The organism is Amycolatopsis sp. NPDC049159 (assembly GCF_040648295.1).
Classification (GTDB): Bacteria; Actinomycetota; Actinomycetes; order Mycobacteriales; family Pseudonocardiaceae; genus Amycolatopsis; species Amycolatopsis pretoriensis_A.
On record NZ_JBEZDL010000012.1, the window covers coordinates 317,474 to 323,052 of the forward strand.

Consider the following 5,579-nt stretch of genomic DNA (forward strand, 5'->3'; position numbering starts at 1 on the left):
TTCGGCTGGACCGGCTGCCCAGGGTGCTGCGGTTGCCCGCCCTGCTGAACGGGCTGTCCAGCGTGCTGCGGTTGCCCGCCCTGCTGAAACGGTTGCCCAGCGTGCGGCGGCTGGCCCCCCGACTGAGCCGGTTGCCCAGTGCGCGGCGGTTGCCCGCCCGGCTGGGCGGTTTGCCCAGTGTGGAGCGGCTGCCCCGGGTGCGGCGGCTGCCCGCCTGGCTGAAGTGGCTGCCCCGCGTGCGATGGGTGGCCACCTGGCTGGACGGCTTGCCCGCCGTGCGGCGGCTGAGCGCCCGGCTGAAACGGTTGCCCACCGGGCTGGACCCCTTGCCCGCCGTGCGCTGGCTGGCTGCCCGGGTGAACAGGATGACCGCCGCTCGGGAGTTGACCCCCGCGCGGCGGCTGACCTGGCCGGCCACCACCGGGTGGCAGCTGGCCTTGGCCAGCCTGCGCACCCGATTGGCCGCCGTGGGGTGGCCGACCAGGCCGTTGTCCGGCTTGCGGCCCCAACGGGGGCTGCCCACCCGGCATCATCCGGCGCGGGTCCGGCGTCCGTGGCTGGTCGCCGCCGCGTGATGGCATCGGGGTCTGCGGGGCCGGGGCGCCGGGGCGTGCCGTTCCTCCGCCGTTCGGCATGCCGGCCGGCGGGGGTGGGGGTGCGAACCCGCCCGGAGACTGTGGGGAACCGCCGCTCTGCACCGGTGCCGGGCCGGCGTCTGCCGCGAAGGGCTGGTTCTGGCCGCCGGTGAAACCCGCTGCTCCGACGTTGTCCTGCGGGCGTCCGGCGCTCTGGCGGCCGGGCTCCGGGGGCGGGGCCATGCCGTAGCCGCCCTGGGACGAACCGCCGGTCGACGACGACGGCGCCGCCGACTGGGGTTCCGCCGTCGCTCGGTGCTGCGTGGTCGGTCCGGCCGTCTGCTCGGCTGGGCTCGGAGCGCTTTCCGCGCGTTGGTGCGGCTCCCGGCCGGTCCCCGGCGCGGCATCGGATCCCGAGGTCGCTTCCGGTCGCGGCTCCTCGGCCGACGGCTGCTCCCGGCGCACCTCAGGCTCCGGACTCCGGGACTCCGGTGCGGACTCCTGTCGAGTCTCCGGCTGCTCGCCGCGCGGCTGGGGTGCCGACTCAGCCCGGGACTCCGGTGCGGACTCCTGCCGAGCTTCCGGCTGCTCGCTCCGCGACTGCGGTGCCGACTCAGGCGCGGACTCGCGCCGTGACTCGGGCGCCGATTCACTCCGCGTCTCAGGTGCGGATTCCCGTCGGGTCTCTGGCTGCTCGCTCCGCGACTCAGGCTCCGACTCACCCCGGGACTCGGACCGGCTCTCCGATTGCTCCCCGCGTGACTCAGGCTCCGCCCCCGACTCCCCAGAAGACCCGGACTCCCGAGAACCGGAACCCGGCCCAGTATCCGAGTCCCCACCCTCCGACCGCGGGATGTTCGCCTCGTGAACCGAGTGCAGCTGCTCCTTCGCGCCCCCGACGGCACCCCCGACCGCCCCGCTCGAAGCGCCCATCAGCAGCTGCTCCGGCGTCAACGACCCGAGATCCCCGGTAACCGCCGCCTGGCCGACCGTCTGCGCGACGCCCTCCACCGCACCACGAGCGCCCGCCCGCATCGCGGCGTCCGCGACCTGCCCGCCAGCGCTGTGCGAAAGCCCCTCGGTCGCCCCTCGCCCGATAGACCCCGAAGCCGCTCCGACGACGCCGCCGACCGCTCCCGAGATCGCCGCGTCCGACGTCTTTGACCAGTCCCAGTCCTTGCGGTCGCCCTTCGCCATCTGCAGGCCCTGGATGCCCGCGTCCATGCCGAGGTTGATGGCCTCGTTCTTGAGGACCTCCATGCCGATCTTCTTGAGACCCTGCTTGAGCAACTTCTCCAGCAGCTCCTTCGCGACCTGCTTGAACCCCTGCTGAGCCAGCTTCTCGAGCAGCTGCCGGAACAGCATCTGCACGGTCATCCGGGTCGCGACCTGCGCCGGCGCGATGCCCGCCGTCGAACCGCCGAACGTCACCGCCGCCGCAGCGATCATCGCCGCGATCTGGGCGGCCAGGACGATCAGCGAGATGATGATCATGTACTTCGTGTACTCGACGTCCAAAGCCGTCTGGTCACACGAATCGCCCAGCGCCTGAGCCGCGTCGGCGAGCTGCTTGAAGTACGCCTCGTCGCCGTCGACGAACTTCTTCCACTGCTCGGCGAACGCGTCCGCGCCGTCGCCCGTCCAGTTTTCGGCGATGCCGGTCGCCGCCTGGTTACCCGCTTCCGACGCCGGCGCGATCGCCGAAGACGCCGTGTGCCACGCGTCCCGCAGCGCGCGCAGCTTCGTCTCGTCGCCCTCGGGCCAGCTCTCCCCGACGACGATCGGCAGCAGCCACTTGACCGCGTCGGGCATCTCCATACCCACGCGTCATTGCCCCTTGCTCAGCTGGGACGTCACGTCTTCGTCGGCCCCCGAAAGGGCCTTCATCGACTTGGCGACGTTCTGCTGCATCCCCCGCAACCCCTGCACGAGGTTGGTGAACCCCTCGACGGCGCCCTGTGCGCCGGGCACGTAGTCCTTCGCGAACTCCTTGCCGGAGTCGTCGGTCCCCCAGCACTCGCCCTGCGCGGAAAGCGCGCCCTGCAGCGCCTTGACCGCGTTGTCGAGTCCGTCCGCGGCCGTGACCAGGCCGTTCGACGCGCGCAGGACCGCGTCGGGTTCCGCGGTGAAGCCGGATCCCCCCTCCGGCATCAGTCGCCCCTCGTCATCCAGGACGACGGCGGCTCCTCGTCCACGTCGTCACGCGGCGGGCGGACGCGCTTGGGCGCGGGCTTCGGAGCGGGCATCGGCGGCGGCGCCTGCTCGTTGCGCAGGATCGAACCGGTGTCCTCGAACGACTCCGGACGCGGCGCGGGTGCCTCTTCCTCGACGAAGTCCGGGATCTGCGGCACCAGCCCGGCCAGCGACGGCGCGCCCTCGACCAGGTCGGCGAGGTCGGGCAGGCCTTCGGTGATCGGCGCCATCAGGTCGGCGATCTTCTGCTTGACCTGCAGCGATCCCTGCCGCACCAGTGTCTGGACGGTGTTCGCGAGCTGCGCGGGGGTCGTGCGTTCGAAGGTGGTGGGCGCGAACTCGAGCTTCGCGAGGCTGCCGCCGGCGTCGATCGTGGCGCGGACCAGGCCGTCGGGGGAACTCACCTGCGCGGTGGTCTCGGCCGCCGCGGCCTGGGCGTCGCGCAGCTGCGCGGTCTGCCGCTCGAAGTTCTCCAGGAGGGTGTCCATCTGGTCCTTCATCGCGGCATTGCGTGCTTCGAGCCGTGCACGGTCGTCGCCCGCGGTGGTCACAGGTGCCCCCGGTGTCCCTCGAACCTACTAATGACTTCGCGTCACCCTAATGCCAATGGAGCAGTCGTCGTGACCGGTTCGGGTCTTTGCGTCAGCGAATCGCACGGCGCCGGGCCAGCGCGTAGCCGGCCCCGCCGACGAGGTAGCAGGCCGTCGCGGCGATCAGCAGACCCGGCGCGCGGCCGTCGTCCGGCACGAACAGCGCGCCCAGCGAAACCGCCGCCACCTGCGTGATGTTGAAAAGCGTGTCGTACAGCGCGAACACCCGGCCGCGCGCTTCGTCGGCGACGTCGAGCTGGATCGACGAGTCGACGCAGAGCTTGAGCACCTGCCCCGCCCCGGTGATCACGAACGACGCGAGCAGCGCCAGCGGCAGCAGCATCGGCAGACCCAGCGCGGACTGCGCGATCGCGGCCAGCACCAGCGAGCCGAGCACCGCGCGCAGCCGGCCGAACTTGCGGATGATCCGCGCCGTCAGCAGCCCGGCCAGCAGGAGACCGGCGCCGGCGAGCGCGGCCATCTGCCCCAGCCCGGGCAGGCCGGCGCGCAGGATCCCGTGGTCGGTGAAGTAGTTGCGCATCAGCAGGACGGTGACCAGCAGCGACACCCCGAACGACGCCCGGTGCGCGAACAGCGCGATGAACCCGGCCGTCACGCTGGGCGCGCGCCAGGCGTGCCGGGCGCCGTCGGCCAGCCCGCGCGCGACGGCCAGCACCGGGTTCGGCGGCTCGTCGACCACGGACGGCCCGAGCACGCCGCGGACGAACCCGCGCGCGATGAACGCCGAGACCAGCGTGCCGAGGACGGCGAACGCCGTGGTCTCGGCCGAGCCGACGTCGTTGCTGCCGAACAGCGCCCGCAGGCCGATCGCGCAGCCACCACCGATCACGGCGACGACCGAGCCGAGCGTCGTGGCGAAGGCGTTCGCCGTCACCACGCTCTCCGCGCGCACGACGTGCGGCAGCGACGCCGAAAGCCCCGAACCGATGAAGCGGGAGATGCCCTCCGCGGCCAGTGCCAGCGAAAACAGGCCGAGCCCGCCGAACCCGAGCCCAACGGCGGCGGACGCGGCGACGATCGCCAGCCCGCGGAGGAGGTTGGCGAAGATGAGCACGCGACGGCGGTCCCACCGGTCCAGCAGCGCACCCGCGAAGGGCCCGACGACGGAGTACGGCAGCAGCAGCGCGGCGAACCCGCCCGCGATGGCCAGCGGGTCGGCGGCGCGCTCGGGGTTGAACAGGACGGCCCCGGCGAGGCCGGCGCGGAAGACGCCGTCACCCCAGCTCGCGGCGAAGCGGGTGAACAGCAGTCGCCGGAAATCCGGGTCCTTGAACAGCTCCCGGGGGCCTTGTCGTGCGGTCGCCGCACCGGTGCTGATCGTCACGGAGCCAGCGTAGTAGGTGGCCGGCGCACTGAGGTCGCCTCTCGGCGGCTATGCGCAGTGTGGCTCCAGCCGGACGGTATTCCACAAAGGCGGTTCTTCAGTGAGCCCGGGGGACACGGAGTGCGCCGGCCACATGTTTCAAACGAGGCTGCTGGGGCGATTGTTCCCGAGCCGAAGTAATTCGCCGGGCCAGAGGTGAGATCATGGGTCGCGTGCCAGCGGACGCCGAGGTTGAGCCGGGAACGCTCCTGGTCGCCGCCCCCACGATGGTCGACCCCAACTTCAAGCGGACCGTGGTGTTCGTCATCGATCACCGGGACGAGGGCACCCTCGGCGTGGTCCTGAACCGGCCGAGCGACGTCGCCGTGCACGACGTGCTGCCCAACTGGGGCGGGCACGTCGCCGAGCCCCAGGCGGTGTTCGTCGGCGGCCCGGTCGAGAAGAAGACGGCGTTGTGCCTGGCCGCGCTGCGCACCGGCGAGACGGCGGCGAGCGTGCCGGGCGTGATCGCGGTCCGCGGGCCGGTCGCGCTCGTCGACCTGGACACCGATCCCGAGGTGCTGGTGCCGAAGGTCCGCGGCGTACGCGTCTTCGCCGGCTACGCGGGCTGGGACTCGGGTCAGCTGGCGGGCGAGATCGAGCGCGACGACTGGGTCATCGTGCCCGCGCTGCCGAGCGACATCCTGGCCTCGCCCAACGGCGACCTGTGGAGCCAGGTGCTGCGCCGCCAGGGCATCCCGCTCGCACTACTGGCCACCCACCCCGGTGACCTGCAGCGGAACTAGGCCGTGTCTGACAATGCTTTGGTCCAGGTGATCACGGCGTGCAGGACGACCGCTGATCGATAGACGATGGCCAACTTGTCATAGCGAGTAG

The 5,579-nt window shown here is 72.0% G+C and carries 4 protein-coding genes and 1 pseudogene; 1 reads left to right on the forward strand and 4 read right to left on the reverse strand.

The genetic code is table 11. The annotated features are described in order from the left end of the window. The 4 genes and pseudogenes from AB0B33_RS23955 to AB0B33_RS23970 form a co-directional block, all read right to left on the reverse strand. Positions 1-2,393, reverse strand: a pseudogene (locus AB0B33_RS23955) (NAD:arginine ADP-ribosyltransferase with a RelA/SpoT domain protein); the annotation flags it as partial. A 9-nt stretch (positions 2,394-2,402) separates the two neighbouring features. Continuing rightward, positions 2,403-2,726: a WXG100 family type VII secretion target gene (locus AB0B33_RS23960; RefSeq protein WP_360775443.1), complete on the reverse strand. Its 324-nt coding sequence runs from the start codon at positions 2,724-2,726 to the stop codon at positions 2,403-2,405. After that, complete coding sequence (locus AB0B33_RS23965; protein ID WP_360775446.1) at positions 2,726-3,268, reverse strand: YbaB/EbfC family nucleoid-associated protein; 543 nt, start codon at positions 3,266-3,268, stop codon at positions 2,726-2,728. Before AB0B33_RS23965 ends, AB0B33_RS23960 begins: the two co-directional genes overlap by 1 nt. Before the next feature lie 142 nt (positions 3,269-3,410). After that, complete coding sequence (locus tag AB0B33_RS23970) at positions 3,411-4,703, reverse strand: MFS transporter (RefSeq protein ID WP_360775449.1); 1,293 nt, start codon at positions 4,701-4,703, stop codon at positions 3,411-3,413. Between the two features lie 203 nt (positions 4,704-4,906). Between AB0B33_RS23970 and AB0B33_RS23975 the strand changes: the two genes are divergently transcribed. Beyond that, entirely contained in the window at positions 4,907-5,488 is a 582-nt protein-coding gene (locus AB0B33_RS23975; protein ID WP_247016341.1) for a YqgE/AlgH family protein, read from the forward strand. Positions 5,489-5,579: the final 91 nt, after the last annotated feature.